A 360-nucleotide genomic window follows, 5' to 3' on the forward strand; every position below is an offset into this window, starting at 1 on the left:
CTTGATTAATTTCACACGTGATTTGCTTCGTCGTTTTGACCTTAAACCATACGATGAAAAAGAACAAACTGGTTTAATTCGTAACTTGGTGGTTCGTCGTTGACATTATTCTGGTGAAATGATGCTTGTCTTTGTGACAACACGTCCGAAAATTTTCCGTATCGAGCAAATCATCGAACAAATTGTTGCAGAATTTCCAGCGGTGAAATCAGTTGTTCAAAACATTAACGATAAAAATACCAATGCTATTTTTGGTAATGACTTTAGAACACTTTATGGAAAAGATACGATTGTTGACAGCATGCTTGGAAATCAATATGAAATTTCAGCGCGTTCATTCTACCAAGTGAACACTGAAAT

Annotated in this window: 1 pseudogene; it reads left to right on the top strand. The window is 35.6% G+C overall.

From position 1 onward, the window contains the following. Positions 1 to 133: 133 nt before the first annotated feature. Positions 134 to 360 (top strand): annotated as a pseudogene (locus AY633_RS16745) (23S rRNA (uracil(1939)-C(5))-methyltransferase RlmD); the annotation flags it as partial.

The organism is Planococcus maritimus, from assembly GCF_001592825.1.
GTDB lineage: Bacteria > Bacillota > Bacilli > Bacillales_A > Planococcaceae > Planococcus > Planococcus maritimus_C.